Below are 25,111 nucleotides of genomic sequence, written 5' to 3'. Positions count from 1 at the left end.
GTAATCTAATAAACAGTCACTAATAAAATATTATTATCCTGCCAGTCCAAATTAAAACCATTTTATTAATGTTATCCCCTGCGAAAATACGTAAATATTAATTACCCCCACTTAATTTTAGTCGGCAATATTCAGAAAAACATCAATAAAGGTAAAGGCGCTCTAACCAAATTTGAAGCAAGGCCAAGTAAAATGAAAACATTAAAATACATAGCTTTCAGTATTTTTATCGCTATACTAAGTGGTTGCAGCACGTCCAACACTGGTGTTACCAGTATGGCATCCAGCAGCAATGAAATAGATATTTCAGCTCAAAAACCAGATTATGCCATTGTCAAGGTTTTGTATGCCACCGATAGAAATCAGAACAGCGGCGCACCACCCAACCAATCATATGGAATCAATCGAGCCTCAATCTCCTATGGATTCTGTGAAGTTAGCATTCCTCGACACCACATTATAGGAGTAACTGAACAACCTTCATTTTTAAAACTTGAGTTCAAAGAAGACCCTAAAAAACACGTAGCCTTACTTGGTGTAACGCCTTTAGCTAAAAATGATTTTTTCAATTACCTTGTGTCTACAGTAAGCAATTCACCAGAGAAAAAGACCTTCATTTTTGTTCATGGGTATAATGTTTCATTCGCCGAGGCAGCCAGAAAAACAGCTCAAATATACTATGATTTAAACATCGATATGGTCCCTGTTTTTTATAGTTGGCCTTCACAAGCCAGAACCTCTGCTTATACCATTGACGAGCAAAATGCTGAGTGGACACAAACCAACCTAAAACATTTCCTTATCGATTTTCTTGAGAAATCTGATTCAAAAAATATTTACCTGATAGCCCACAGTATGGGTAATAGAATTTTATCGCGGGCGGTTATTGATGTATTGAATACAAATCCAGATTATCGAAATCGTATAAAAGAGGTCATTCTAACTGCTCCTGACATAGATGCCGATGTTTTCAAACGAGACATTGCCCCTGCATTGGTGGCAAAAGGAGAGCCTGTTACTTTGTATGCTTCATCAACAGATAAGGCGTTAGCCGCATCCCAGGCGATACACCGTTATCCGCGAGCGGGTGATTCGTCTACTGGTTTGATTTATTATCCTGGAATAGAATCGATTGACGCAACCAGCGTTGATACTAGCTTTATAGGCCATAGTTACCCAAGCGAAGAACGTTCTGTGCTTTCAGATATTTTTTATCTTATTAATGATAACAAGCGAGCATCCCAACGCATCGGGCTAAGCTACATTGAAGCTGGGCAATACTGGAAAATCAATGAATAGATAGCGAATTCAGGCCTTCTGAATAACACAAATATACTTTGTTCGGCGATAGTAGACTCCTGGAGACAAGAGTCTACTATCAGTACAAATGTCTATAGTCAGGAACGGCCAGGTAAAAGCTAACACTCATGTCGACCCACATTTAACCTTATGTATTTGCTATATTTCTAGTTATGTTAAGACATCCCCCAAGGAAGAATGTGAATGTACCTCACTTTCGTCTGTCCCTCATCCCTCTGCTCACGGCATTTTGCCTGCCCACGCTGAAATTTCATACTACTCAGCTAAAGAGTGTGTATCTACTCCGCCATCACCCTATGCTGAGTAAAGTGGTTTAAATCCAGCAATGTGACCACATTAAGAAGAGATACTCTAAAATTATTCATTACCTCTATGACTATCAATAACTTTTTAGATTTTGTAAAATAATTTGAATTGAACTAATGTGACGTCAAAATCACTGGAGAAAGTCTTATGAAACTCGCCATCTATAGTACAAAACAGTACGACAAAAAGTATCTGCAGCAGGTTAACGAGGCTTTTGGTTTTGAACTTGAATTTTTTGACTTTCTGTTGACGGAGAAAACAGCTAAAACAGCCCATGGTTGCGAAGCTGTATGCATCTTCGTCAACGACGATGGCAGCCGACCGGTTCTGGAAGAACTGAAAAAGCTGGGTGTGAAATATATCGCCCTGCGCTGCGCCGGGTTCAATAACGTCGATCTCGACGCGGCAAAAGAGCTGGGTCTGCAAGTGGTACGCGTCCCGGCCTATTCGCCTGAAGCCGTCGCTGAGCATGCGATTGGCATGATGATGACCCTGAACCGCCGTATTCATCGCGCGTATCAACGTACCCGTGATGCCAACTTCTCTCTTGAAGGGCTGACCGGCTTTACCATGTATGGCAAAACGGCTGGGGTGATTGGTACCGGTAAAATCGGTATTGCTGCGCTGCGGATCCTGAAAGGTTTTGGTATGCGCCTGCTGGCGTTCGATCCCTACCCAAGTGCCGCTGCTCTGGAATTAGGCGTGGAATATGTCGATCTTAAAACGCTGTTTGCGGAGTCCGATGTTATCTCCCTGCACTGCCCGTTAACGCCGGAGAATTATCATCTGCTCAACCAGGAAGCCTTTGAGCAAATGAAAAACGGCGTGATGGTTATTAACACCAGTCGTGGGGCGCTGATCGATTCACAAGCGGCTATCGATGCTCTGAAAAACCAGAAAATTGGTTCACTGGGAATGGACGTATATGAAAACGAACGCGACCTGTTCTTTGAAGATAAATCCAATGATGTGATTCAGGATGATGTGTTCCGCCGTCTGTCAGCCTGTCATAACGTGCTGTTTACCGGGCATCAGGCGTTTCTGACCGCCGAAGCGTTGACCAGCATTTCTGAAACGACACTGCAAAATCTGGAACAAATCGCCAAAGGCGAAACCTGTCCAAACGCCCTCTTCTAATCCTTGTGCCCCCCTGGCTTTAGGGGGGCATTTTCAGATAATTGCCGATGATAAAATAGTCAGTATCATTATTATATTAAATGTATTCCGGTCACGAACTTAGAGAATTTTAATGAAGAAAGTTGTCACGTTAATTGCCCTCAGCACGCTGATGGCCGGCTGTGTGAGCAGTGGAAAAGTTTCCGTCAATCGCGACCAGTTACAGCATCACCGTTTCGTTTTGCAGAGCGTGAATGGTAAAGCTGTTACCGTCGCCAACAACCCACCCGAATTGAGTTTTGGCGAAAACATGACGGTATCGGGAAAGATGTGTAATCAATTCCACGGCCAGGGCAAGCTGTCCGACGGCGAGTTGAAAGTGAAAGATATGGCGATGACCCGCATGATGTGCGCCGATCCACAGCTTAACGCGCTCGACGGCATCGTCAGCGAAATGTTTAAGCAAGGCGCACAGGTCGATTTGACTGCTGACCAGTTGACACTGGCGACGGCAGAACAAACGCTGACGTATAAACTTGCGGATTTAATGTAATAAACGCGGTGGCTCAATAGCTCCCGCAGCTTCCGGCGGCAAGCGACTGTTCACTACAGCGTTTGCCGTTGGGTAGCGCACACATCCCGATGGCTGAGCCATCCAGTTGACGGGCCACGGAGAGCGAACCACCAATCATGGCGCAATTTGCCTCTCCGGAACTGGACATTGCTGCCTTCATGCCCGGTGCGACATGTGCTGCGGTTGCCTGCTGAACAGGTTCACTGCTACACGCCGATAATAATAACGCGGCACACCCTACCCAAAACGCTGCGCGCATCTTACTCCCCTCTGAATATTAACCAAACGACACAGCCATAAATAATAGGCAGCAGACACACTGCCGTCGAGAGGCAAACCACGCATTTATGCGCGCTGTTTACATTTTCTGGCAATTTTTTGCCTGCTCCTTTGATCAAACCATTCATTCTCTTTATTCCAGGGACACAAAAGCGAAAATGCGCCTGAATGGCTTTTGCTAAAATAGAAGGATAATTACAGGATTCGCCGCTGTTACGCGAGTCCCTCTTTTTGCGCAATGTAAGGGTGTCAGTATGCAAACAATTGACGGTAATGGTGCGGTTGCTTCGGTCGCATTTCGTACCAGCGAAGTTATCGCCATCTACCCGATTACGCCCAGTTCGACGATGGCTGAACAGGCGGATGCCTGGGCTGGAAATGGGCTGAAAAACGTATGGGGGGATACTCCTCGCGTCGTAGAAATGCAGTCAGAAGGCGGTGCGATTGCGACCGTTCACGGCGCGTTGCAGACCGGTGCGCTCTCTACGTCCTTTACCTCATCGCAGGGCCTGCTGCTGATGATCCCAACGCTGTACAAACTGGCCGGTCAGTTGACCCCGTTTGTACTGCACGTTGCGGCACGTACGATTGCGACTCACGCGTTATCGATCTTTGGCGATCATTCCGACGTGATGGCGGTACGTCAGACGGGATGCGCGATGCTGTGCGCCAGCAGTGTTCAGGAAGCACAGGACTTTGCGCTAATTTCGCAAATGGCCACCCTCAAAAGCCGGGTCCCGTTTATTCATTTCTTTGATGGTTTCCGTACATCGCATGAGATCAACAAAATTGTGCCGCTGGCCGATGACACGATCCTCGGACTGATGCCTCAGGCGGAGATCGATGCTCACCGCGCTCGGGCGCTAAATCCAGAGCATCCGGTTATCCGCGGTACATCAGCGAATCCGGACACCTACTTCCAGTCACGCGAAGCGACCAACCCGTGGTACAGCGCGGTTTACGATCATGTAGAACAGGCGATGAACGACTTCGCCGCAGCAACGGGTCGCCAGTACCAGCCATTTGAATATTACGGCCATCCGCAGGCAGAACGCGTCATTATTTTGATGGGCTCGGCGATTGGCACCTGTGAAGAAGTCGTCGAAGAACTGCTGGCTCGCGGCGAGAAAGTTGGCGTGCTGAAAGTGCGCCTGTTCCGCCCATTCTCTGCCAGACATTTGCTGCGCGCCCTGCCGGAAACCGTACGGAGCATCGCCGTTCTGGATCGCACCAAAGAACCCGGCGCGCAGGCAGAACCATTATATCTGGATGTCATGACCGCGCTGGCGGAAGCGTTTAACTGTGGTGAACGAGAAACCTTACCGCGTGTGATTGGCGGACGCTATGGTCTTTCGTCCAAAGAGTTTGGACCCGACTGCGTCATGGCGGTCTTTAATGAGCTGAATAGCGCGAAGCCAAAACCACGCTTCACGGTCGGTATCTATGATGATGTCACCAACCTGTCATTGCCTTTACCAGAAAACACCCTGCCCGGCACCGCTAAGCTCGAAGCGCTGTTTTACGGCCTGGGTAGCGATGGCAGCGTGTCGGCCACCAAAAACAATATCAAGATTATCGGTAACTCTACGCCGTGGTATGCGCAGGGTTATTTCGTCTATGATTCGAAAAAAGCCGGCGGCCTGACGGTTTCCCACCTGCGCGTCAGCGAACATCCCATTCGCTCAGCGTATCTGGTTTCACAAGCCGATTTTGTCGGCTGCCACCAGTTGCAATTTATCGATAAGTATCAAATGGCCGAACGCCTGAAACCTGGCGGTATATTCCTGCTTAATACCCCATACAATGTGGATGAAGTCTGGGCGCGTTTGCCGCAGGAAGTTCAGGCTGTACTGAATCAAAAGAAAGCCCGTTTCTACGTCATTAATGCGGCCAAAATCGCCCGTGAGTGTGGTCTGGCGGCGCGTATAAACACCGTGATGCAAATGGCGTTCTTCCACCTGACGCAAATCTTACCCGGCGACAGCGCGTTGATCGAATTGCAGGGTGCGATTGCGAAAAGCTACAGCAGTAAAGGACAGGATCTGGTCGAACGTAACTGGCAGGCATTGGCTCTGGCGCGTGAATCCGTCGCCGAAGTAGCCCTGCAGCCGGTTGATCCGCATAGCGCCAACCGCCCACCGGTGGTTTCTGATGCCGCACCAGATTTCGTGAAAACCGTCACCGCAGCAATGCTCGCCGGTCTGGGTGATGCGCTTCCCGTTTCCGCGCTGCCGCCAGACGGTACCTGGCCAATGGGCACCACGCGTTGGGAAAAACGTAATATCGCCGAAGAGATCCCCATCTGGAAAGAAGAGCTGTGTACGCAATGTAACCACTGCGTTGCCGCTTGCCCGCACTCGGCAATCCGCGCCAAAGTGGTTTCCCCAGAAGCGATGGAAAACGCCCCTGCCAGCCTGCACTCTCTGGATGTGAAATCACGCGATATGCGTGGTCAGAAATATGTTCTGCAGGTCGCGCCAGAGGATTGCACCGGTTGTAATCTGTGCGTCGAAGTGTGCCCGGCGAAAGATCGTCAAAATCCAGAAATCAAGGCCATCAATATGATGTCGCGCCTTGAGCATGTTGAAGAAGAAAAAGTTAACTATGACTTCTTCCTCGATCTGCCGGAAATTGATCGCACCAAACTGGAACGTATTGATATTCGCACCTCGCAGCTGATTACGCCGTTATTTGAATATTCCGGTGCCTGCTCTGGCTGCGGTGAAACGCCGTATATCAAACTACTCACTCAGCTGTACGGTGACCGGATGTTGATTGCGAATGCCACCGGGTGTTCATCAATTTATGGCGGTAACCTGCCCTCAACGCCCTACACCACAGACGCCAATGGGCGTGGGCCAGCATGGGCAAACTCGCTGTTTGAAGATAACGCCGAGTTTGGCCTGGGCTTCCGTCTGACGGTGGATCAACACCGAGTGCGCGTTATGCGTCTGCTGGAGCAGTTTGCCGATAACATCCCGGTTGAACTGAATGATGCGCTGCATGCAGAAGCCACGCCGGAGGTTCGTCGTGAGCAAGTAGCGGCCCTGCGCCAGCACCTGAAAGATGTCGAAGGCGCACAGCAGTTGTTAACCGATGCCGACGCGCTGGTTGAGAAATCCATCTGGCTGATTGGCGGTGATGGCTGGGCCTACGATATTGGCTTCGGCGGGCTGGATCACGTCCTGAGTCTGACCGAGAACGTCAATATTCTGGTGCTGGATACCCAGTGTTACTCCAACACGGGCGGACAAGCATCAAAAGCCACGCCTCTTGGGGCTGTCACTAAATTTGGGGAGCACGGCAAACGTAAGGCTCGTAAAGATCTTGGTGTCAGTATGATGATGTACGGGCATGTTTATGTCGCGCAGATTTCCCTGGGTGCCCAGTTGAACCAGACGGTGAAAGCTATTCAGGAAGCGGAATCCTATCCGGGGCCGTCGCTGATTATCGCGTATAGCCCTTGCGAGGAGCATGGTTATGATCTCGCGTTGAGCCACGATCAGATGCGTCAGCTCACGGCAACCGGATTCTGGCCGCTGTATCGCTTTGATCCGCGTCGTGCTGACGAAGGTAAACTGCCGTTGGCGCTGGATTCTCGCCCGCCGTCAGATGCACTGGCTGAAACTTTACTTAACGAGCAGCGCTTCCGCCGCTTAAATGCCCAACAGCCTGAAGTGGCTGAACAGCTGTGGAAAGATGCAACAGCCGATCTGCAAAAACGCTACGATTTCCTGGCGCAACTGGCAGGTAAGGCGGAAAAGAGCGGAACCGAGTAATACGCTTAGCTCAGCGTTAAAGTGGAACGAAAAAAAAGCCCGAACAGTTGTTCGGGCTTGTCAATTTATTCGCTGGCTAATTAATATTGGCTATCAATACGTCAACGAAAAAATAAAACGTGACAATAAAGGCATATAACACGCGCAGAATAGCTCAACAAAATTCACTTGTATAATTTTTATTTTATATATTTTTAATAAACACATTCATTGAAATTATCACTGTTTCTGTGGAATTATTTATTTAAGGTTTTACTTAAGACGTAACAATTCATATTTATCTCTTTACGGAACTTCTCCTTTAGCATGCTTTTACTCCCTACATGGGTAGTCACAGGTTAAATAAAAAAACTAAAGGATTATTTCAATGAACAGAAAAGTACTGGCTCTCGTAATTCCTGCCCTGCTGGCTGCAGGCGCGGCTCACGCTGCTGAAGTTTATAATAAAGACGGCAACAAATTAGACCTGTATGGCAAAGTAGACGGCCTGCATTACTTCTCCGACGACGCCAACAAAGATGGCGATCAGACTTATATGCGTATGGGCTTCAAAGGCGAAACCCAGATTAATGATATGATTACTGGCTACGGTCAGTGGGAATATCAGGTTCAGGCTAACGGTACTGAAAGTGGCGATAAAGGCGATTCATGGACTCGTCTGGCATTCGCGGGTATTAAAGTTGGTGACTACGGTTCATTCGATTACGGTCGTAACTACGGCGTACTGTACGACGTAGAAGGCTGGACCGATATGCTGCCTGAGTTCGGTGGCGACTCCTACACCTACGCTGATAACTTCATGACCGGTCGTGCTAACGGCGTAGCAACCTACCGTAACACCGACTTCTTCGGTTTGGTTGATGGTCTGAACTTTGCACTGCAGTATCAGGGCGCAAACGAACAAACAAGTGATGAGCAGGAAGGCACCAACAATGGTGGCGACCGTAATATTCAGAACTCTAACGGCGACGGCTTCGGTATCTCCTCTACCTATGATCTGGGTATGGGTGTAAGCTTCGGTGCGGCATACTCCACGTCTGACCGTACTAACGATCAGGTTAATGCAGGTAAAGCTGGAGGCGACGTTGCTGGCGGTGATACAGCTGACGCGTGGACTACTGGCCTGAAATACGATGCTAACAATATCTACCTGGCAACCATGTATTCCGAAACCCGTAACATGACTCCTTATGGCAAGAACGGTGTAGCCAATAAAACGCAGAACTTCGAAGTCACTGCACAGTACCAGTTCGACTTTGGTCTGCGTCCAGCAGTCTCTTTCCTGATGTCTAAAGGTAAAGACCTGAACTCTACCGACGGCGACAAAGACCTGGTGAAATATGCTGACGTAGGTGCAACTTACTTCTTCAACAAAAACTTCTCCACCTATGTTGATTACAAAATCAACCTGCTGGACGAAGACGACAGCTTCTACACTCGCCAAAACATCTCTACCGATGACGTTGTAGCTCTGGGTATGGTATACCAGTTCTGATTCGTCAGCCCGCCGGCAACGGCGGGCTTCCTTTCTGTTATCGCAATTCTGTTTTATCCAGATCAAAACATTATATCTGTTGCTTCAAAACACATCCCTGATAGATGATATATTGCATAAAGACCTGTAGTAGAGGATACCTGCAATGAATCATCACCCTGTAAAATCATCCCGTATTGCATCCGTCGGTTATGACGAATCCTCCTGCACGCTTGAAATTCGCTTTCATCAATTGTCTACGCTGCAATACCAGCATGTGCCTGCCCGTATTTTTCGTGATTTCCTGAGCGTCGTCTCTAAAGGTCGATTTTATGATGGGGTAATAAAAGGAAAATTCCCTGAAATCAAAATAAAGTGATGCCAAAATGTGATCTTTGTCATTGTACATAAAGTGCCATTACGCGGTAAGCTTTAGATGGATACTTAAACAGGAGGTTTTATGAACAGAACGATTCTTGTACCCATCGATATTTCAGACTCAGAATTAACTCAACGCGTTATTGCCCATGTTGAAGCAGAAGCAAAAATTGACGATGCGCAGGTCCATTTTTTGACCGTTATTCCGTCACTGCCCTATTATGCTTCCCTGGGACTGGCCTACTCGGCAGAGTTGCCGGCCATGGACGATCTGAAAGCCGAAGCGAAATCTCAACTGGAAGAGATTATCAAGAAGTTCAATATCCCAACGGACAGGGTGCACGTTCATGTCGCGGAAGGTGCGCCGAAAGATAAAATTCTGGAGATGGCTAAAAAATTACCGGCTGATATGGTCATTATCGCTTCTCACCGACCTGACATCACCACTTACCTGCTGGGTTCTAACGCCGCAGCCGTGGTGCGTCATGCGGAGTGTTCAGTTCTGGTTGTCCGCTAAGCTGTCTGGCCCGCACATCGTGGCGGGCTTTTTGTTTTACCCTTCATACCCCACGATTCCTGTCCTAAATGTGCTGACATTTTTCCCGCTTATCCGTACCATACACGCCACAGTTTTTATATCAGACTTCTTTTGCCGGACTATCCGGCGTGATGCATACTCTTCTGATGCCACAATATGAATTGAGCCTCTATTAAATGTCGCAAAATCAAGATATTAGCAAGAAAGAACAATACAACCTGAACAAATTGCAAAAACGTCTGCGTCGCAACGTGGGCGAAGCGATTGCCGACTTCAATATGATCGAAGACGGCGATCGCATTATGGTGTGCCTTTCCGGAGGGAAAGACAGCTATACCATGCTGGAGATCCTGCGTAATTTGCAGCAAAGCGCGCCGATCAGTTTTTCCTTAGTTGCGGTTAACCTCGATCAGAAACAACCTGGCTTCCCGGAGCATATTCTGCCGGAGTATCTGCAACAGTTGGGCGTTGAGTATAAAATCGTCGAAGAAAATACCTACGGGATCGTCAAAGATAAAATTCCTGAAGGTAAAACGACCTGCTCGCTCTGCTCTCGCCTGCGTCGCGGCATTCTGTACCGCACGGCAACCGAGTTAGGCGCCACCAAGATTGCGCTCGGCCACCATCGTGATGACATCCTGCAAACACTGTTTTTAAACATGTTCTACGGCGGGAAAATGAAAGGTATGCCGCCGAAGCTGATGAGTGATGATGGTAAGCACATCGTGATCCGTCCACTGGCCTACTGCCGTGAGAAAGATATTGAGCGTTTCTCTGAAGCGAAAGGTTTCCCGATTATTCCGTGTAACCTGTGTGGCTCACAGCCTAACCTGCAACGTCAGGTCATCGCCGACATGCTACGCGACTGGGACAAACGCTATCCAGGCCGCATTGAAACCATGTTCAGCGCAATGCAGAACGTTGTACCTTCTCATTTGAGTGATATCAATCTGTTCGATTTTAAAGGCATTAAACACGGCTCAGAAGTTGTGGACGGTGGTGATTTAGCGTTTGACCGCGAAGAGATCCCGCTGCAACCCGCGGGCTGGCAGCCAGAAGAGGATGATACCCAACTGGATGAGTTGCGCCTGAACGTTGTGGAAGTGAAGTAACTTATCATGCCAGATAAGCGGAGCGCCATCGGGCGCTCCAACGCGCATTTATTTCAATAAACGAACGCGGCAGGTCTTGCCTTTAATCTTTCCGTTTTGCAATTTTTTCCATGCCTTATGCGCCACAGTCTGGCGAACTGCGACATAGACATGCGCCGGATGGACGGCGATTTTGCCGATATCAGCCCCATCCAGACCAATGTCGCCGGTCAGAGCGCCGAGAACATCGCCGGGACGCATTTTAGCCTTTTTACCGCCATCAATGCACAACGTAGCCATCTCAGCTTCCAGCGGCAGGATTGAACCATTGCCTGGAGCAGGCAACCAGTTCAGTTTGAGTTGCAGCATTTCAGCCAGGATATTGGCACGTTGCGCTTCTTCCGGCGCGCAGAAACTAATCGCCAGACCGCTGTTACCAGCGCGAGCAGTACGTCCAATACGATGGACATGGACTTCAGGATCCCACGCCAGCTCGAAGTTAACCACCAGTTCCAACGACTTGATATCCAGACCACGCGCGGCCACATCGGTAGCAACCAGTACACGTGCGCTACCGTTGGCAAAACGTACCAGCGTCTGATCGCGATCGCGCTGTTCAAGATCACCATGCAACGAGAGTGCGCTTTGCCCTGCCGCATTCAGTGCGTCGCAAACGGCCTGGCAATCTTTTTTGGTATTACAAAAAACCACGCAGGATGCGGGCTGATGCTGACTGAGCAATTTTTGCAGCAGCGGGATTTTACCGTGGCTGGACGTTTCAAAAAATTGCTGTTCAATCGCCGGCAGCGCATCCACCGTATCAATTTCGATCGTGAGCGGATCTTTCTGTACCCGACCGCTGATGGCGGCAATCTCCTCCGGCCAGGTCGCTGAAAATAGTAAGGTTTGACGCGATGCTGGTGCAAAGCGAATCACCTCATCAATCGCATCGCTAAAGCCCATATCCAGCATGCGGTCGGCTTCATCCATCACCAGCGTATTCAGAGCGTCCAGAGAAACGGTGCCCTTTTGCAGGTGGTCAAGTAAACGCCCCGGCGTGGCGACAATAATATGTGGCGCATGTTGTAGGGAGTCACGCTGTGCGCCAAAGGGCTGCCCGCCGCACAGGGTTAAGATCTTGGTATTTGGCAGAAAGCGCGCTAAACGACGCAGTTCCCCTGCCACCTGGTCGGCAAGCTCACGCGTTGGGCACAGCACCAGAGACTGCGTCTGAAACAGCGCGGCATCAATATGCTGCAACAATCCAAGACCAAAAGCAGCCGTTTTGCCACTGCCGGTTTTAGCCTGCACGCGAACATCTCTCCCCGCCAGGATTGCCGGCAACGCAGCAGCCTGAACAGGCGTCATTTCAAGGTAGCCCAGCTCGTTGAGGTTCTCGAGTTGGGCGGCAGGTAAAACATTCAGGGTCGAAAAAGCGGTCACAATTTAATCTCGCGGTAAAAACTCACATTCAGCAGGCGCGTATCCTCGCAGATCTGCGCTCGCGATGCGACAATTTAATCGGCTCTTCATCCGGTGGCGGATCCGGCATAGGCTGCGGACGAGGTAGCGGATCGGGAACAGGAACCGGGTCGGTGGGTAGCGAATCAGCGTTTAGTACTTGCCGCTGTAGCATTGCAATCAGACAGGTCATATAGCCCTCCAGTCATCAGGTTGACTCTTTTAGGGTAGACGCTGATTTCCTGCAGGCAAAAAAAAGCCGACTAATCTAAGTCGGCGTCGTACGAATCAATTGTGCTATGCAGTAATTCAAAAAAGGAAGTAAGACAATATGGAGCGCAACGCCCATCGCTTGACGTTGCATTCACCTGCGAGTGAGATATTGCCCCGAATAGGTAGATGGTTTATTGACTTCGCTCAAAAACCTGGCCGTTTTCATGCGCAAAAGTCGCTAAAAAATGTTGTTGTTACAACCATTTACTACGATGCAACCATAAAGTAACACCACCAATCAGGACCACTAACAGAATACAGAAAAGTGAGAAGCCAAACTGCCAGCCGCCGCCGGGGATACCACCGAGGTTAACGCCAAATAGCCCGGTTAAAAATGTACTGGGTAGAAAAACCATCGCCATCAAGGACATTGTATAGGTGCGGCGCGCCAGAGACTCCTGCATAACCTGCGCAATTTCGTCCGCCATGATACCGGTCCGGGCGATACAGGCGTCTATCTCATCCAGCCCTCTTCCCAGCCTGTCGGCGATATCCTGCATCCGTCGCCGATGATCGTCGGTCATCCAGGCTAAACGCTCACTCGCCAGGCGCGCATAGACATCCCGCTGAGGCGCCATATAGCGGCGCATCACAATCAGTTGCTTGCGCAGTAATGCCAGGAATCCGCGTGGGGGGATTTGCTGATCGAGCAGGTTATCTTCCAGGTCTATAATCTTGTCGTGCAGTTGCTCGATAAACTCGCTGGCATGATCGGTTAACGCATCGCAGACATCCACCAGCCAGCTACCGCAGTCAGCCGGCCCTGTACCTTCCTGGAGATCGCTGACCACATCATCCAGTGCCAGTACTTTGCGCTGGCGCGTTGAAACAATCAGACGTTCATCCATATATAGGCGCATAGCGACCAGCTGGTCAGGTCGCTCGTCGGTGCTGCCATTAATACAGCGCAGCGTGATCAACGTACCTTCCCCGACTCTGCTTACGCGTGGACGCGTACTTTCACCCGCCAGCGCATCACGCACATTATTAGGAAGCAGAGGCGTGGTCGCCAGCCATTGCGCACTTTCAGAATGGGTATAATTAAGATGCAGCCAGCAGGGATGCTGAGCGTCGATAACATCGTTATTTTCCAGCGGTTTCACCCCACCACGGCCATCCAGCAGCCAAGCAAACACGGCATCTGGCACATTAACATCCGTTCCCTTAATGGCTTCCACAACGCCTCCACAAACATTCAGCTTTTTTCGATAGTCTAGCCGTCAGAATAGGTTAAGCAATATCTCATTGTCCCATTGCGCTGAAATGATTCATAAAAGTATCCGATAACAGAAAAAGCGTCGACGAATGCGACGCTTGTGGTGAGAGAGAGCCTGTTATGCTCGCTGGTGTATTGCGGGCTCAAGTGTCTTACTTAAGCGAAATTGATGGGTCCGGGACTGGAGATCAATAACCTGGTTTTTCAGGATGCCAGAGGAATCAGAAAGCTCATCCACCATAACGGCATTACTTTGCGTTACGTTCTCCAGTTCGGCCAGAGCATGCGTGATCCTGATGATCCCTTTCTCCTGCTCCTGGGTAGTTGTTAATATCTCGCCCATTAACTGGCTTAATTGCCCGGCGCCCCCGACGATATCCTGCATATTTTTTTCTGCTTCGCGTACGATAGCCGCGCCTTGCTGAACATTTTGATGAGTCTGGGCAATCAGCTGTTTAATATTTTTAGCTGCATCTGCGCTACGGTGCGCCAGCTTTCTTACCTCACCAGCCACCACGGAAAACCCTTTGCCATGTTCCCCGGCCCTCGCCGCTTCCACAGCTGCATTCAATGCCAGAATATTTGTCTGGAATGCGATACCATCTATCAGCGTAATAATTTCAGTCATCTGTTCCGCGCATTCGGTGATTGATCGCATATTTGTCGCCACCTGCACCATTAATTCGCCCCCCTGTCGGGCGCACTGCGTAGCAATTGTCGCCTGGGCGCTGGCTATTTGCGTGTTATCAGCATTGTTTCGCGTATTCACCGCGATCTCATCCATGTTGGCAGCCGTCTGCATTAATGCTCCGGATTGCTGTTCTGTTTTCACTGAAAGCTCGGCGCTACGTTCTGCAAGCTGTTCTGAGAGCGCCATCGCCGTTTGTGAAGATATCCTTATCTCATTCACAAGTGTTGAAATATTACTGGATAAGCTATTGATGCCCGGAATAAGTCTACCCGCGCAGTTATTACCAAATTCTGGAATGCTGATCGCCAGATTCCCGGATGTAACCTCTTCAATACTTCTTTTAACCGTATTAATCGGCATCACCAGATATTTGGTCATGTATCCCCACAGACATACTATAGAAATAAAGCTTACTAAGTTGGCACCAATAATAACATCAACGCTAGCTGAAAGTATTATTTCCACCACATTGAGAGCCACTGCCGTAATCACCAAAAATAAAACAATAAAGGTCCTGACGCTAATATCATTTAACATTTTAGCCCTGTTTACCAAGAAAACGAGGAGAATATTATTTTTTATAGCACCTGCAATATAAATTGCCATAGCTCGGATACGAAAAATGAATATTCAATAAGAGTCGATAACCTTTTTACTTAAAGCACACAATGGCGCTATTTATTTGCCTTAATCCAGTGATTTACTCCACCAAAGGTGATGGCCAGGTTTGTTATCAGATTATTGTGATGGTGAGCACGCAGCGAATGTAAAACGTACAGAGTTATAATTATCATGAATACATATATAAGCACTATTGCAGCATTCTTAATATTTTGTGGTTCTAACTAATACACAGTGTAAAAATATGAGTACAGTCAAGGTGGCGATCTCTGGCTGACATTGAGCTGCCTTCTGGCGATTATCTGGTGGCGTGACCCAATGTATGGGATCACCATTTTTGTTGATGATTCCAGCCCGATTCATTCAAATATATTGATGTTGAAACCGCGTCTGGCACTAGAATTAAAAATTGAAAGTATATTTTAGCGATAACGGTAAACATGCCAAAATAGTGTCTACTATTATTGGCATAGCCAGTACCATGAATTGCAACCAACATCAAAAAAAACCAGTTGTACCCCCTTGTCTCACCGACAATCAAAACATTATGAGACGGTAATATAAAAAATTCGCCATTAAATGGGCAACACAGCAGATAAGATAACGGGATTATCGATGAATATAACCGCGCTGCATTCACTGGATTTATTAACTCTTCCGGTTTGGATAGTTTCACCACATACCGAAGAACTTGTGTTCGCAAATGCCGTTGCACGGGAGCTAATGCAGGATCCCTGTTTTTCTCCACTGCGAAAAGGCATATTCTCAACATATGCACAAAATGATTTAACCATGTATCTCAGCGACTTGAAAAATCATCACTATATTGTGGAAATTCTCACGGTTTATCGCAACGGTGAGGAAACTGCGATGGCCAGCCGCCTGTCCATTAACTCGCTCCCGGATATTGGCGATATCATCGTTTTCGAAGGCATTGAAACACCGACCGCGCAGGGACTGAAAGCCAGTCGTTCTGCGAACTATCAGCGAAACAAGCAGGGATTTTACGCGCGCTTCTTCCAGACTAATTCCGCGCCGATGTTACTTATCGATCCATCTCGAGATGGTTTGATCGTCGATGCGAATCTCAGTGCCCTGAATTTTTATGGTTACAGCCATGATGTGATGTGCCAGAAACATACATGGGAAATCAACATGCTGGGCCGTCATATCCTACCGGTGATGCATGAAATCGCCCATCTGCCCGGCGGCCATAAGCCCTTGCATTTTGTTCATAAGCTTGCTGATGGTTCCTCACGTCACGTACAAACTTATGCCGGGCCGATCGAAATCTATGGCAATAAGCTCATGCTGTGCATCATTCATGACATTACCGAACAAAAAAGGCTGGAGCAGGAACTTGAACAAGCGGCCCTGCGTGACGCCCTGACCGGATTACTGAACCGCCGACATTTTTATCAGGTAACCGAACCGCAACAGACGCACGCGATGTCATTAACGCAGGACTACAGCCTGCTGTTAATCGACACCGATCGCTTTAAAAGCATTAACGATCTCTTCGGTCATTTAAGAGGTGACGATGTGCTTTGCGCTCTGGCACGAACGCTGGAGTCCTGTGCAAGAAAGGACGACCTGATTTTTCGCTGGGGAGGTGAAGAATTTGTGCTCCTTCTGCCACGAACCTCACTGGAGGTTGCCCTTAATCTCGCAGAAGTAATACGCGCGGCGGTGGCCAAGGTGACGCTCCCTGGCCTTCCCCGCTTTACCGTCAGCATCGGCGTTGCGCGGCACGAAACGAATGAAAGCATCGATGAGCTATTCAAACGCGTTGACGACGCGCTGTACAAAGCCAAAAACGAAGGGCGGAACCGGGTGCTGGCCGCCTGATGTTTATGTCGGTCAGCGACTGCGCTTAGCGTGACGCTCCCAGTTATCCTGTTTTGCCTGCGCGGTTTTACGTAATGCCACATAGCATGCCCCGCTGCCGCCGTGATGCGGCAGTGCGGCGCAGTAGGCTTGTACATCTTCAAATTCCGTCAGCCAACGCGCTACATAGCTGCGAACAATGTTGGCATGAGAGTTATCGTCGCGCCCCTTGCCGTGTATCACCAGCACGTTACGCAATCCTTCTTGCTGTGCCTGCAGAATAAAACTGAAGAGCATCTGACGGCAGGTTTCAACGGGCTGACGGACGAGATTGAGACTCGCCTGCTGCGGATATTTGCCGGTTCGTAGCTTGTCAGTCACGCCGTGCTGCAAACCTTCGCGACGAAATTCCAATGGTACGCTTAACGGGACAATATCGAGAAAACCCGTCGAGAGAAAATTATCCAATTGGAGCGTATCAATACGTGCCGGAGCGCGGAGATTGCGCGTGGGCTGCCAGTGCACCTCGGTGCAGCCTTTCAGCGGTTGAACATCCCCCATCGCGTCAAGAAACAACGATGCGTCATCAAGGTTCATGTTTCATCCTCCAGCGTATTACGACGGGTCTTATCATAACCGCGCACTGTTATACCGACAACGGTTTACGATTATTTCCAATAATTCACCAGATTCACGCCGTGAAAGCGATCTACTTCCAACAAACTGATATCCATTTTTAGAGGTATAGCTGCGACGATAACTGGCGTGATAATGTGTCACCTTGCCTGTAATGCTGTAATGAGAGAAACGGATGCTGAACTTACTGGAAGACACCATCGCCACACCGTTGGGCCCGCTGTGGATTATTTGCGATGAGCAATTTCGTCTGCGCGCGGTCGAATGGGATCAACACAGCGATCGTATGGTGCAGTTGCTGGACATTCATTATCGCGCTGAAGGTTATCAGCGTATTGCTGCCAAAAACCCTGGCGGATTGAGTGATAAGCTGGCTGAATATTTTGCCGGAAACCTTAGCATTATTGACACACTGGAAACCGCCACCGCGGGGACACCTTTCCAGCGTGAAGTCTGGCAAGCGTTACGTACCATTCCCTGTGGACAGGTCATGCATTATGGTCAACTGGCCGAACAACTGGGACGTCCTGGTGCTGCCAGAGCCGTCGGGGCGGCGAATGGATCAAACCCGGTAAGCATTGTCGTCCCTTGTCATCGCGTCATTGGGCGTAACGGTACCATGACCGGATATGCCGGTGGTGTGCAACGAAAAGAGTGGCTATTGCGTCATGAGGGCTATTTGCTACTCTAGAATCCAGGCAATTAATGCCTTATTCATCACACTTCCACATAATACAGCCTTAAATAAAGTGCGGCTAATCAGGTAGATACAAACATTCAACCCAGTTATGCCTGAATTATTCTCTATTGGGAGTAGCTCAGGCTTACGTGCTCACCAAAAAGATGTTAAAATTGACAAATATCAATTACGGCTTGAGCAGACCTATGATCCCGGAAAAGCGAATTATACGGCGCATTCAGTCTGGCGGTTGTGCTATCCATTGCCAGGATTGCAGCATCAGCCAGCTTTGCATCCCGTTCACACTTAACGAGCATGAGCTTGACCAGCTCGATAACATCATCGAGCGCAAAAAGCCTATCCAAAAGGGGCAGACGCTCTTTAAAGCAGGTGATGAGCTTAAATCACTTTATGCTATCCGCTCCGGAACGATTAAAAGCTATACCATTACCGAGCAAGGCGATGAGCAAATCACCGGTTTCCATCTGGCAGGTGACCTGGTAGGTTTTGACGCGATTGGCAGCGGTCATCACCCCAGCTTTGCCCAGGCGCTGGAAACCTCAATGGTATGCGAGATTCCTTTCGAAACTCTGGATGACCTGTCCGGCAAAATGCCGAATCTGCGTCAACAGATGATGCGTCTGATGAGTGGCGAAATCAAAGGCGACCAGGACATGATCCTGCTGTTGTCGAAGAAAAACGCTGAAGAACGCCTGGCGGCCTTTATCTACAATTTGTCCCGCCGCTTCGCCCAGCGTGGATTCTCGCCTCGTGAATTCCGCCTGACCATGACCCGTGGCGACATCGGTAACTACCTCGGTCTGACGGTTGAAACAATTAGCCGTCTGCTGGGTCGTTTCCAGAAAAGCGGTATGCTGGCGGTAAAAGGCAAATATATCACTATTGAGAATAGCGACGCTCTGGCAGTTCTTGCTGGCCACACGCGTAACGTTGCATAATCGTTCTGCAAATATCTCTGTTATCCTCCTGTCAAATCACTAAATTTTCCCGATTTATTGATCTGGCAGGAGGTTCTCCCCTGTTTCAATCCACATTATTGGGTTACTCTTTTAATTACAAACTGCGATGACAGTTGTAAGGAGACCCTGTATGGCTATGTATAAAAATATGCTGGTCGTCATCGACCCTAACCAGGACGATCAACCAGCATTACGGCGAGCTGTTTATTTGCATCAACGGATTGGTGGCAAAATTAAAGCCTTTTTGCCGATCTACGACTTTTCCTATGAGATGACTACCCTGCTGTCGCCCGATGAACGTACGGCAATGCGTCAGGGTGTCATCAGCCAGCGAACGGCGTGGATACGTGAACAAGCGAAATACTATATCGAAGCAGGGATCCCTCTTGAGATAAAAGTAGTCTGGCACAACCGCCCCTTTGAAGCCATCATCCAGGAAGTCATCAGCGCCAGGCATGATCTGGTGCTAAAAATGGCGCACCAACACGACCGTCTGGAAGCCGTGATTTTCACCCCGACCGACTGGCATTTATTGCGTAAATGTCCAAGCCCGGTGTGGATGGTTAAAGACCAGCCGTGGCCTGAGGGCGGTAAAGCGCTGGTTGCGGTGAACCTCGCCAGCGAAGAGGCCTATCACAACTCCCTCAATGAAAAACTGGTTAAAGAAACGCTGCAACTGGCGGAACAGGTTAACCATACCGAAGTGCATTTGGTTGGCGCCTACCCTGTTACCCCCATCAACATTGCGATTGAGCTCCCTGAATTTGATCCCAGCGTATATAACGATGCGATCCGTGGACAGCATCTGCTGGCCATGAAAGCCTTACGCCAGAAATTCAGTATCGATGAGAAAGTAACGCATGTTGAAAAGGGATTACCTGAAGAGGTTATTCCTGATTTAGCCGAACACTTACAGGCGGGCATCGTGGTCCTGGGCACCGTTGGACGTACCGGCATCTCTGCCGCGTTCCTGGGAAATACCGCGGAACAGGTTATCGATCATCTACGCTGTGACCTGCTGGTTATCAAGCCGGATCAGTATCAGACGCCCGTTGAGCTGGACGACGACGAAGACGACTAACCACACCATACAATGCCGGATGGATATTCATCCGGCATAACAAATAATTAGTGTTTCTCGTCGCCACCGAGGAAGTAGATGCCCAGAGGGATGGCAAGCAGAATGGTAAACACCATGCTGTAGACACAAATCATTGCAGATTGAATGGCATACATTGAGGCGGTCCAGTCGGATAGCGGAATGCCATACTGTTCAATAACGCCGCCGATCGTCGCTCGCGTGACTACCGATGCAGCGATAATAAACACCCCAAGCAGGCACAACAAAAACTTTCGTCCCTTCGCTGTCTTCAGCTTAGCCATGTTCATAGTACTGTCCTTTTGCAGATGAAAAGCTTGTTACTTTGCGCTAACAATACCATGACATCAACTTACTGTCTGCTACATAACGCTCCTTCACGAGTGACACCTGCGCGATTGCGTTGAAATTAGCGCTGATTGCATTATTTCTCTCGCCCTTTGGTTAATGATCTGAGCGCCAAAACTGCGTAAAATATACGATGAGCAGAATGTCAGATGATATTTAGCAACCACGGAGCTGCCAGGAAGGATCATGATCGCTGAACTGTTTATGAATAATGCGTTTAATTTGACGGTAATTCTCAGTTGTTTTACCGCACTGGTGCTGATGAGCGTTTGGTTTCACCGTGGCGAACGACGTTGCAAAGGATTCATATTTCATGCGGCACAATTTTTCGTCTATGCCATTATCATTGGAACGTTCGGCAGTATTGCCAATAACGTGATCGAGAGTTACAACCTGAAATTTATCTCTCCTAGCGTAGTCGATTTTATCTGCACCTCGTTGATTGCGCTGATTCTGACGATCAAACTCTTTCTGGTGATTAATCAGTTTGAAAAAACGCAGATTAATAAAGGCAGAGATATTACCAGCGCAAGGATCCTGTCGCGGATCATTAAGATTACCATCGTGGTCGCCATCATTTTGCTGTATGGCGAACATTTCGGCATGAGCTTATCTGGTCTGCTAACCTTTGGCGGCATCGGTGGTATCGCTGTAGGTATGGCAGGTAAAGACATCCTGAGCAATTTTTTCTCCGGCATTATGCTCTATTTCGACAGACCGTTTAGCATCGGCGACTGGATCCGTTCCCCGGACCGTAATATTGAAGGCACTGTGACAGAAATTGGCTGGCGAATGACCAAAATTAACACCTTCGATCATCGTCCGTTATATGTACCCAACTCGATTTTCTCCTCTATCAGCGTAGAAAATCCAGGGCGTATGACCAACAGAAGAATCAAAACGGTGATCGGGTTACGATATGAAGATGCCGATAAAATTGAGGCTGTTGTCGAGGCGGTCAGGCAAATGCTGCAAAATCATCCAGGGATAGACCAGAAGCAAACGCTACTGGTCTATTTCAATGAATTTGCAGATTCATCATTAAATATCATGGTGTATTGCTTCACGAAAACTACCGTATGGCAGGAATGGCTTGCAGTACAACAAGACGTTTATTTGAAAATTATTTCGATAGTCCAGGCAAACGGCGCCGACTTTGCATTCCCCAGCCAGACGCTGTATATGGATAATCCTGAAGTATCGCCATCGGCACACTAACAAAAAGTAAAGACGCGGAAATCCGCGTCTTTTTTACCGTTATTTCAGCGAGGCAATATCAATTACAAAGCGGTATTTCACATCGCTTTTCAACATCCGCTGCCAGGCGTTATTAATATCCTGAATATTGATCACTTCGACATCGGCTGTAATACCGTGCTGGCCGCAAAAATCCAACATCTCCTGCGTTTCTGCAATCCCGCCGATAACCGACCCCGCAACAGATTTCCGCCCGTGAATCAGGGGAACCGTATTCAGGAACGGATCCAACGCGCCCAGATAGCCAACCAGTACCAGCGTACCGCTTAGCGCCAACGTTGGGATATAGGGATTCAGGTCATGAACGTACGGGACAGTATCAATAATCAGGTCAAACTGATTAGCGGCGGCCTTCATCTGCTCAGGGTCAGTGGAAAGCACAACGTGACTGGCACCCAGACGTCTGGCATCTGCTTCTTTGCCCGGCGAACGCGTGAACAGCGTAACTTCAGCCCCCAACGCATTAGCGAGTTTGATGGCCATATGCCCAAGGCCGCCCAACCCAACAACCGCGACTTTACTGCCCTCACCAACCTGCCAGTGACGCAGCGGCGACCATGTGGTGATCCCGGCACAAAGCAGCGGCGCGGCACCGCGTAAATCTATCCCTTCTGGCACCTTCACCACAAACTTTTCGGTAACGACAATCTTGTCGGAATAGCCCCCGAAGGTAGGCAGCCCGTCATGACGATCGATATCGTTATACGTGAGCGTGTTACCCTCTTCGCAATATTGCTCCAGCCCCTGTTTGCAAGCGCTACAATGCTGGCATGAGTCAACCATACAGCCAACCCCGGCGAGATCGCCTACGGCAAATTTGGTCACCGACTTCCCGACATGCACCACACGGCCAATGATTTCGTGTCCCGGCACCATCGGATACTTAGCGCCGCCCCAGTCATTATAGGCGTTGTGGATATCTGAGTGGCAAACACCGCTATACAAGATATCAATCACCACATCATCTTCGCGCGGATCGCGACGAACAAAGCTGTGTGGAACTAAATCTTCTTTCACCGCCAGAGCGGCATAACCCTTCACGTTCATGACCATTATGATTTCCTCAGGGATTAGGTATTACCTTAACCAGCATTCATAAGCGACATTCATCAAGAACCGCGCGGGCATTAGTCGCGATCTCAGCACCACAATGCTGTTCAAGTATTGCAATAAATTCAATCAGTTGATCAGTAGTCATACCGATATTCAGACTGATAGCAAAATGGCTCTTCAGTTGACTGTTCACACCGCCTAATACCGCTAACGCAGAAACCGTCGCCAGCTCCCGCATCTTCCAGTTAAGGACGTCACGCTGAAAAATATCGCCAAATAAATGTGCCTTTAGCCAGACATCAATGGCAGGCGCAAAGTCGAACAGCGGCCCACTGACCTGATGCCCAACGAGCTGGGTCTGTGTGCGACTCCCTGCCAGGAAGCTGTCCCAGCCCTCCGTCGGCGGCGTGGCCGGATTTCCCTCTGCGTCGGTAATTCCTCTTTCTCTACGGCGTTTAACCACAGACATTAAACAAGCAAGTCCATTCAGGCTGCGGGGGAAACCGCAGTAAGCATAAAGCTGTAGTAGAATTTCCTTCACTTCATTGAGGGTGAGCCCCGCATCCAGCCCGGCATTCAACGCCGCGTCCAGGTTTTCACCGTGACCTGTAGCGGTAAACGCGGCAATAGGTATGATTGCCTGCTGTCTGGCATCCAGTTGATGTTGCATGTATGACTCTCCAAAATAACGCCAGCGTACTGCCGCCGGATACTGAAAACAGTAAAATTATAGAGGCCTAACGCACCGCTGATTAGAGGGTTAAATAAGAACGAACCTATGAACAATACTCATCAATAATCAGTCCCCGATGCCATTTATCAGCAGGGAAATTTGTACAACGTTAGGCAACAATCTCAATTAAATTGCCGTCAGGATCTTGTATTACCGCTTCGTAATAGCCATCACCGGTAGTTCGTGGAGCAGAAATTAAAATCCCCTGTTCCTGCGCACGTCTCGCGATGGCATCAACTTTTTCCGCGCAGCCTGCAGAGAGTGCAAGGTGTACCCATCCACAGGTATTATTGTCTGGCTGCCGTCTTGTAAGGCCCGGTTTGGTCATTATTTCAATCGCAACCTCATCGCCAATACGAACAAAATAAGATTCAAATCCAGGATTGGTTTTACTGCAGTATTTTTCGTTAATCTTGCCGTCAAAGAACGTGACCCAGAAACGAGCTTGCTGCTCGAGATCCTGTGTCCATAAAGCCATATGCGCAATCTTCATCACGAACCTCTTCTCGTAGTATTCCGAACAGTACGTTCTCAAGGGTGTTGACATCGTTAATCATCATGCACGATCATGCTCATTATTGCTCGTTATTTGTTTTATCTGGAGTATTTATGCTTGATTATGCTGCCTTCCCGGAACAGCGCCAGGCGCTTATCTATCAGATCTTGCAGGAAAACGGCAGAGTCATTTGTTCCGAGCTCGCCAGTCGGCTAGGCGTTTCTGAACATACGATCCGCCGCGACCTGCATGAGCTAAGTAAAGATGGCGTGTGTAAAAAGGTTTATGGCGGCGCGGTCATTGCCCTTCCTGAATCCGAAGACATCGCTGTACGCAAGAACATTAATGTGGCGAAAAAAAACAGTATCGCGCAGAGGTGCGCCCGGTTGGTCAAATCCGGCAGCTGCATTTTTATCGACACGGGCAGCACAAATTTAGCGATGGCTGAAGCCCTGCCCGCCGAACTGGCGTTAACCGTAGTGACCAACTCCCCAGAGATTGCCGCCGTTTTGCTGGAAAAACCGCTGTTTGAGGTCATCATATTAGGCGGCGCGGTACAGAGATCCTCGGGTGGATGTGTGGGGGCCACCGCCATCGCCCAAGTGCAGAACATCTTATTCGATCAGGGTTTTATTGGCGGTTGTGCGATGTCGCCAGAATCCGGCTTAACCGGATTTGATTATGCGGATTGCGAGTTCAAAAAAGCGGTAATCAAACAATGCAATGAAACTATCGTCGCACTGACGGCGGAAAAGGTCCCAGCCGTCGCCCGCTATGTCGTCGCCGAAAGCAGCAATATTGATGTGATTGTCGTGGAGAAAAATATCAGCAAAGAGTATGCCACGGCTTTCCAGGCTCATGACATTCGTATTTATACCGTATAACA

23 protein-coding genes and 1 pseudogene are annotated in these 25,111 nt (G+C 48.9%); 14 read left to right on the top strand and 10 right to left on the bottom strand.

From position 1 onward, the window contains the following. Positions 1-192: 192 nt before the first annotated feature. From FDW96_RS07675 to hslJ, 3 genes are all read left to right on the top strand, one after another. Positions 193-1,299, top strand: a complete 1,107-nt coding sequence (locus tag FDW96_RS07675; protein WP_137365466.1) for an alpha/beta hydrolase — start codon at positions 193-195, stop codon at positions 1,297-1,299. A gap of 474 nt (positions 1,300-1,773) precedes the next feature. Next, positions 1,774-2,763, top strand: coding sequence for a 2-hydroxyacid dehydrogenase (locus FDW96_RS07670; protein WP_137365465.1), 990 nt, complete (start codon positions 1,774-1,776; stop codon positions 2,761-2,763). A gap of 112 nt (positions 2,764-2,875) precedes the next feature. After that, positions 2,876-3,295 carry a heat shock protein HslJ gene (gene hslJ / locus FDW96_RS07665; protein WP_137365464.1) on the top strand — a complete coding sequence of 140 codons (420 nt, stop codon included), beginning with the start codon at positions 2,876-2,878 and terminating at the stop codon, positions 3,293-3,295. 13 nt (positions 3,296-3,308) lie between these two features. Here hslJ and FDW96_RS07660 read toward each other — a convergent pair whose 3' ends face one another. Then, the gene (locus FDW96_RS07660) at positions 3,309-3,575 is read right to left on the bottom strand and encodes a DUF333 domain-containing protein (RefSeq protein WP_003833199.1); all 267 of its coding nucleotides are present in this window, start codon (positions 3,573-3,575) and stop codon (positions 3,309-3,311) included. Positions 3,576-3,849: 274 nt separating this feature from the next. Here FDW96_RS07660 and nifJ point away from each other — a divergent pair, with 274 nt between their 5' ends. From nifJ to ttcA, 5 genes are all read left to right on the top strand, one after another. Next, complete coding sequence (nifJ, locus tag FDW96_RS07655; RefSeq protein WP_137365463.1) at positions 3,850-7,374, top strand: pyruvate:ferredoxin (flavodoxin) oxidoreductase; 3,525 nt, start codon at positions 3,850-3,852, stop codon at positions 7,372-7,374. 367 nt (positions 7,375-7,741) lie between these two features. Beyond that, a complete protein-coding gene (gene ompC, locus FDW96_RS07650) occupies positions 7,742-8,869 on the top strand; it encodes a porin OmpC (RefSeq protein WP_137365462.1) in 1,128 nt (375 codons plus the stop codon). Between the two features lie 145 nt (positions 8,870-9,014). Beyond that, positions 9,015-9,227, top strand: coding sequence for a KTSC domain-containing protein (locus tag FDW96_RS07645; RefSeq protein ID WP_069324961.1), 213 nt, complete (start codon positions 9,015-9,017; stop codon positions 9,225-9,227). 81 nt (positions 9,228-9,308) lie between these two features. Next, entirely contained in the window at positions 9,309-9,743 is a 435-nt protein-coding gene (gene uspF, locus FDW96_RS07640) for a universal stress protein UspF (protein ID WP_006684401.1), read from the top strand. 197 nt (positions 9,744-9,940) lie between these two features. Then, positions 9,941-10,876, top strand: coding sequence for a tRNA 2-thiocytidine(32) synthetase TtcA (gene ttcA / locus FDW96_RS07635; RefSeq protein WP_042308186.1), 936 nt, complete (start codon positions 9,941-9,943; stop codon positions 10,874-10,876). A 48-nt stretch (positions 10,877-10,924) separates the two neighbouring features. Here the strand turns inward: ttcA and dbpA are convergent, their stop codons facing one another. The 4 genes from dbpA to FDW96_RS07615 all read right to left on the bottom strand — a co-directional run bounded on the left by dbpA (position 10,925) and on the right by FDW96_RS07615 (position 15,033). Beyond that, the gene (dbpA, locus tag FDW96_RS07630; RefSeq protein WP_137365461.1) at positions 10,925-12,298 is read right to left on the bottom strand and encodes an ATP-dependent RNA helicase DbpA; all 1,374 of its coding nucleotides are present in this window, start codon (positions 12,296-12,298) and stop codon (positions 10,925-10,927) included. 28 nt (positions 12,299-12,326) lie between these two features. Next, on the bottom strand, positions 12,327-12,491 hold the full coding sequence (locus FDW96_RS07625; RefSeq protein ID WP_370607385.1) for a hypothetical protein: 165 nt from the start codon (positions 12,489-12,491) through the stop codon (positions 12,327-12,329). A 292-nt stretch (positions 12,492-12,783) separates the two neighbouring features. Next, on the bottom strand, positions 12,784-13,767 hold the full coding sequence (zntB, locus tag FDW96_RS07620) for a zinc transporter ZntB (RefSeq protein ID WP_042308182.1): 984 nt from the start codon (positions 13,765-13,767) through the stop codon (positions 12,784-12,786). 156 nt (positions 13,768-13,923) lie between these two features. Further along, entirely contained in the window at positions 13,924-15,033 is a 1,110-nt protein-coding gene (locus FDW96_RS07615) for a methyl-accepting chemotaxis protein (RefSeq protein WP_137365681.1), read from the bottom strand. A gap of 699 nt (positions 15,034-15,732) precedes the next feature. On the opposite strand from FDW96_RS07615, the gene FDW96_RS07610 reads away from it, so the two are divergent. Beyond that, positions 15,733-16,965: a sensor domain-containing diguanylate cyclase gene (locus FDW96_RS07610; protein WP_079224040.1), complete on the top strand. Its 1,233-nt coding sequence runs from the start codon at positions 15,733-15,735 to the stop codon at positions 16,963-16,965. 12 nt (positions 16,966-16,977) lie between these two features. Here FDW96_RS07610 and smrA read toward each other — a convergent pair whose 3' ends face one another. After that, positions 16,978-17,541: a DNA endonuclease SmrA gene (gene smrA, locus FDW96_RS07605; RefSeq protein WP_042308178.1), complete on the bottom strand. Its 564-nt coding sequence runs from the start codon at positions 17,539-17,541 to the stop codon at positions 16,978-16,980. Positions 17,542-17,755: 214 nt separating this feature from the next. On the opposite strand from smrA, the gene ogt reads away from it, so the two are divergent. The 3 genes from ogt (at position 17,756) to uspE (ending at position 20,320) form a co-directional block, all read left to right on the top strand. After that, positions 17,756-18,271 carry a methylated-DNA--[protein]-cysteine S-methyltransferase gene (ogt, locus tag FDW96_RS07600; protein WP_038640835.1) on the top strand — a complete coding sequence of 172 codons (516 nt, stop codon included), beginning with the start codon at positions 17,756-17,758 and terminating at the stop codon, positions 18,269-18,271. A gap of 194 nt (positions 18,272-18,465) precedes the next feature. Beyond that, positions 18,466-19,218 (top strand): fumarate/nitrate reduction transcriptional regulator Fnr, encoded by a 753-nt coding sequence (gene fnr / locus FDW96_RS07595; RefSeq protein WP_003020397.1) that lies wholly within the window; start codon positions 18,466-18,468, stop codon positions 19,216-19,218. Between the two features lie 151 nt (positions 19,219-19,369). Beyond that, positions 19,370-20,320: a universal stress protein UspE gene (uspE, locus tag FDW96_RS07590; RefSeq protein WP_042308175.1), complete on the top strand. Its 951-nt coding sequence runs from the start codon at positions 19,370-19,372 to the stop codon at positions 20,318-20,320. A 47-nt stretch (positions 20,321-20,367) separates the two neighbouring features. Here the strand turns inward: uspE and FDW96_RS07585 are convergent, their stop codons facing one another. Next, positions 20,368-20,628 carry a DUF2534 family protein gene (locus FDW96_RS07585; protein WP_079224038.1) on the bottom strand — a complete coding sequence of 87 codons (261 nt, stop codon included), beginning with the start codon at positions 20,626-20,628 and terminating at the stop codon, positions 20,368-20,370. A gap of 244 nt (positions 20,629-20,872) precedes the next feature. Here FDW96_RS07585 and FDW96_RS07580 point away from each other — a divergent pair, with 244 nt between their 5' ends. After that, positions 20,873-21,904: a mechanosensitive ion channel family protein gene (locus FDW96_RS07580; RefSeq protein WP_137365460.1), complete on the top strand. Its 1,032-nt coding sequence runs from the start codon at positions 20,873-20,875 to the stop codon at positions 21,902-21,904. Positions 21,905-21,943: 39 nt separating this feature from the next. Here the strand turns inward: FDW96_RS07580 and FDW96_RS07575 are convergent, their stop codons facing one another. From FDW96_RS07575 to FDW96_RS07565, 3 genes and pseudogenes are all read right to left on the bottom strand, one after another. Next, positions 21,944-22,996, bottom strand: coding sequence for an NAD(P)-dependent alcohol dehydrogenase (locus FDW96_RS07575; RefSeq protein WP_137365459.1), 1,053 nt, complete (start codon positions 22,994-22,996; stop codon positions 21,944-21,946). 40 nt (positions 22,997-23,036) lie between these two features. Further along, a pseudogene (locus tag FDW96_RS07570) lies at positions 23,037-23,681 on the bottom strand (carboxymuconolactone decarboxylase family protein); the annotation flags it as partial. Positions 23,682-23,838: 157 nt separating this feature from the next. Then, entirely contained in the window at positions 23,839-24,222 is a 384-nt protein-coding gene (locus FDW96_RS07565; protein WP_137365680.1) for a VOC family protein, read from the bottom strand. Between the two features lie 116 nt (positions 24,223-24,338). Between FDW96_RS07565 and FDW96_RS07560 the strand changes: the two genes are divergently transcribed. Further along, complete coding sequence (locus tag FDW96_RS07560; RefSeq protein ID WP_137365458.1) at positions 24,339-25,109, top strand: DeoR/GlpR family DNA-binding transcription regulator; 771 nt, start codon at positions 24,339-24,341, stop codon at positions 25,107-25,109. Positions 25,110-25,111: the final 2 nt, after the last annotated feature.

The sequence above is a fragment of the Citrobacter sp. TBCS-15 genome (assembly GCF_005280815.1).
Taxonomy (GTDB): Bacteria; Pseudomonadota; Gammaproteobacteria; order Enterobacterales; family Enterobacteriaceae; genus Citrobacter; species Citrobacter werkmanii.
This window is presented reverse-complemented; position numbering and strand designations above follow the sequence as displayed.

What these genes read in the sequence shown, in the direction of transcription:
- FDW96_RS07675 (WP_137365466.1), top strand. Translation starts at nt 193, where the DNA reads ATGAAAACATTAAAATACATAGCTTTCAGTATTTTTATCGCTATACTA.
- FDW96_RS07670 (WP_137365465.1), top strand. Translation starts at nt 1,774, where the DNA reads ATGAAACTCGCCATCTATAGTACAAAACAGTACGACAAAAAGTATCTG.
- hslJ (WP_137365464.1), top strand. Translation starts at nt 2,876, where the DNA reads ATGAAGAAAGTTGTCACGTTAATTGCCCTCAGCACGCTGATGGCCGGC.
- FDW96_RS07660 (WP_003833199.1), bottom strand. Translation starts at nt 3,575, where the DNA reads ATGCGCGCAGCGTTTTGGGTAGGGTGTGCCGCGTTATTATTATCGGCG.
- nifJ (WP_137365463.1), top strand. Translation starts at nt 3,850, where the DNA reads ATGCAAACAATTGACGGTAATGGTGCGGTTGCTTCGGTCGCATTTCGT.
- ompC (WP_137365462.1), top strand. Translation starts at nt 7,742, where the DNA reads ATGAACAGAAAAGTACTGGCTCTCGTAATTCCTGCCCTGCTGGCTGCA.
- FDW96_RS07645 (WP_069324961.1), top strand. Translation starts at nt 9,015, where the DNA reads ATGAATCATCACCCTGTAAAATCATCCCGTATTGCATCCGTCGGTTAT.
- uspF (WP_006684401.1), top strand. Translation starts at nt 9,309, where the DNA reads ATGAACAGAACGATTCTTGTACCCATCGATATTTCAGACTCAGAATTA.
- ttcA (WP_042308186.1), top strand. Translation starts at nt 9,941, where the DNA reads ATGTCGCAAAATCAAGATATTAGCAAGAAAGAACAATACAACCTGAAC.
- FDW96_RS07625 (WP_370607385.1), bottom strand. Translation starts at nt 12,491, where the DNA reads ATGCTACAGCGGCAAGTACTAAACGCTGATTCGCTACCCACCGACCCG.
- FDW96_RS07615 (WP_137365681.1), bottom strand. Translation starts at nt 15,033, where the DNA reads ATGTTAAATGATATTAGCGTCAGGACCTTTATTGTTTTATTTTTGGTG.
- FDW96_RS07610 (WP_079224040.1), top strand. Translation starts at nt 15,733, where the DNA reads ATGAATATAACCGCGCTGCATTCACTGGATTTATTAACTCTTCCGGTT.
- smrA (WP_042308178.1), bottom strand. Translation starts at nt 17,541, where the DNA reads ATGAACCTTGATGACGCATCGTTGTTTCTTGACGCGATGGGGGATGTT.
- ogt (WP_038640835.1), top strand. Translation starts at nt 17,756, where the DNA reads ATGCTGAACTTACTGGAAGACACCATCGCCACACCGTTGGGCCCGCTG.
- fnr (WP_003020397.1), top strand. Translation starts at nt 18,466, where the DNA reads ATGATCCCGGAAAAGCGAATTATACGGCGCATTCAGTCTGGCGGTTGT.
- uspE (WP_042308175.1), top strand. Translation starts at nt 19,370, where the DNA reads ATGGCTATGTATAAAAATATGCTGGTCGTCATCGACCCTAACCAGGAC.
- FDW96_RS07585 (WP_079224038.1), bottom strand. Translation starts at nt 20,628, where the DNA reads ATGAACATGGCTAAGCTGAAGACAGCGAAGGGACGAAAGTTTTTGTTG.
- FDW96_RS07580 (WP_137365460.1), top strand. Translation starts at nt 20,873, where the DNA reads ATGATCGCTGAACTGTTTATGAATAATGCGTTTAATTTGACGGTAATT.
- FDW96_RS07575 (WP_137365459.1), bottom strand. Translation starts at nt 22,996, where the DNA reads ATGGTCATGAACGTGAAGGGTTATGCCGCTCTGGCGGTGAAAGAAGAT.
- FDW96_RS07565 (WP_137365680.1), bottom strand. Translation starts at nt 24,222, where the DNA reads ATGAAGATTGCGCATATGGCTTTATGGACACAGGATCTCGAGCAGCAA.
- FDW96_RS07560 (WP_137365458.1), top strand. Translation starts at nt 24,339, where the DNA reads ATGCTTGATTATGCTGCCTTCCCGGAACAGCGCCAGGCGCTTATCTAT.